The sequence below is a fragment of the Pseudomonas sp. JV245A genome, assembly GCF_032424515.1.
GTDB classification, from domain to species: Bacteria; Pseudomonadota; Gammaproteobacteria; order Pseudomonadales; family Pseudomonadaceae; genus Aquipseudomonas; species Aquipseudomonas protegens.
Genome location: NZ_VYKE01000345.1, coordinates 1 through 1,834 on the forward strand (window position 1 = coordinate 1; position 1,834 = coordinate 1,834).

Here is a 1,834-nt window from a genome sequence, read left to right on the forward strand (position 1 = left end):
CGGCAAGGCGTAGGGCGCCGGGTACAGGCCGGCGAGCTTCAACCCGGCCTGCTCCAGCAGCCTCCCCAGGGCCTGCAGGCGTTCCCGGGGCAGCCAGCTCAGCGCCACCTGGCCCTCTGCATCCCGGGGGCCGTGGGCCACATGCATCTGTTCACTGGGGCCGAGAATCAGCGCCTGCGCAGCGCAGGCCACCGCGGCCTTGATCCGCGCAGCGGGCAATTGCGGCAATGGGATCTGCGTCAGCAGGCTGTCCAGTGGGTGCAGGAAACACTCCACTGCGGGCGGCTTGTCACCCTTGCCCGGCAACCCCAGCTGGCCCAGGGCACAGCAACCGGTATCCGTGACCCGCCCGCCACGATCGAGCCTTGCATAATCCACCCGGCACTGCTGCGGCTGCTCGGTGCCGAGCAACAAGTCCAGGGGCGGCAAGCCGATGCGCAGGCGGCTCATGCGCCCACCCGCGACCAGATCACCTGGGGCATGCGGTCCTCGGGACGGTGCAGCAGCGCTTGCAGGCTGACCCGGCGCTGATCACGGCGGGCCTGGCCCTGAAGCAGGAACCACTCGCTGGTGATGCCGACCTTGATCTGGTCCACCTGCAACTGCGGCAGGCGCAAGCGATTGACGAAATCGCCACGGTTGATGAACCAGTGCCCGGCGTCACGCTCGGCCACCAGGGCCCGGGCCCGGGACAGATCCAGGCCCGGCACCGCCGCCACCAGCACCTCGGCGCTGGCGGTGTTGCCGTTGATCCAGGTATTGCCCGGCAGGATGCTCACGTACGGCTCCAGGCGCACCAGCAGTTCCGGGGTCACGCCCTCAAGGCCCAGCAAGTCGTCCAGGCTGCGCAGCATCGGCTGCCTGGGCGCCAGGGTCTGCGCCGCAGCGCCTGCCGAGGTCTGGCGACCGCTGTTGAAACTGCCATGGCTGCTGGTGGCGGCTGGCGCCTGCAGGCGCTGGGGGTAGGAAGCGATCACCCGCTGGCTGATACGCCGGCCCAGGGCGCCGTCGATGCCGATCAGTTGGCACAGCTGCTGGAAGCTCTGCAGTTGCCCCGCATCCACCTGCTGGTTGAACACCAGGTTGCGCAGGTTGAACTTGCCCTGCAGGTCTTGCAGGTGGCCCTGGAACCCGGCGTTGAATCCACCCAGGGCCTGGTCGCCGATGGGCCGCGCCCAGGCCTGGTCGAGGCGTGTCAACACATCACGCTGGCGCGCGTCCCAGAGCAGTTGCCGGCTGTATTCCAGGCCGCCCTGAAGCACCCCGGCAGCGACGATCCGCGCCTGTTCGGCTTCCACCGCACGGGTGAAAGAGGTTTGCCGGGTAAGCATGCCCCCGGCGATCACCGCCACCACCGCGGCGATCAGCAAGGCGCTGATGATGGCCATGCCACGCTGCTTCGCCGCACTGGGCGAATGGGCTTTCACGACCGGCCCTATAGTTGCCAGGAGCCGATATCGGCATTCACGCCGTCGCCGTCGGGCTGGCCATCGGCGCCGAGGGAAAACACATCCACTTCGCCGTTGGCACCGGGGTTGAGGTAGTGATACGGGCGGCCCCAGGGGTCATTGGGCAGACGTTCCAGGTAGGAGCGCCAGTTGCTGTCCTTGGCATTGGCCGGGCGCTCCACCAGCACCTTCAGGCCCTGGTTCATGTTCGGGTAGCTGCCGTGGTCCAGGCGATAGAGCTTGAGGGCCTGCATGAGCCCGGCGATGTCCTGCCTGGCCGCCGTGGCCCGTGCCTGGTCCGGGCGATCCAGGACCTTGGGCACCACCATGGCTGCCAGGATCCCGAGGATCACCACCACGACCATGATCTCGATCAGGGTGAAGCC

3 protein-coding genes are annotated in these 1,834 nt (G+C 68.1%); all 3 read right to left on the reverse strand.

The features are described 5' to 3' along the window. Positions 1 to 450, reverse strand: a 450-nt coding sequence (gene gspL, locus F6S12_RS31425; RefSeq protein WP_315869824.1) for a type II secretion system protein GspL, incomplete at its 3' end; no start/stop codon positions are given. Further along, a complete protein-coding gene (gene gspK, locus F6S12_RS31430) occupies positions 447 to 1,427 on the reverse strand; it encodes a type II secretion system minor pseudopilin GspK (protein WP_093402932.1) in 981 nt (326 codons plus the stop codon). The genes gspK and gspL, both read right to left, overlap by 4 nt. An 8-nt stretch (positions 1,428 to 1,435) precedes the next feature. Further along, a partial coding sequence (gspG, locus tag F6S12_RS31435; protein WP_315869825.1) for a type II secretion system major pseudopilin GspG occupies positions 1,436 to 1,834 on the reverse strand: 399 nt, incomplete at its 5' end.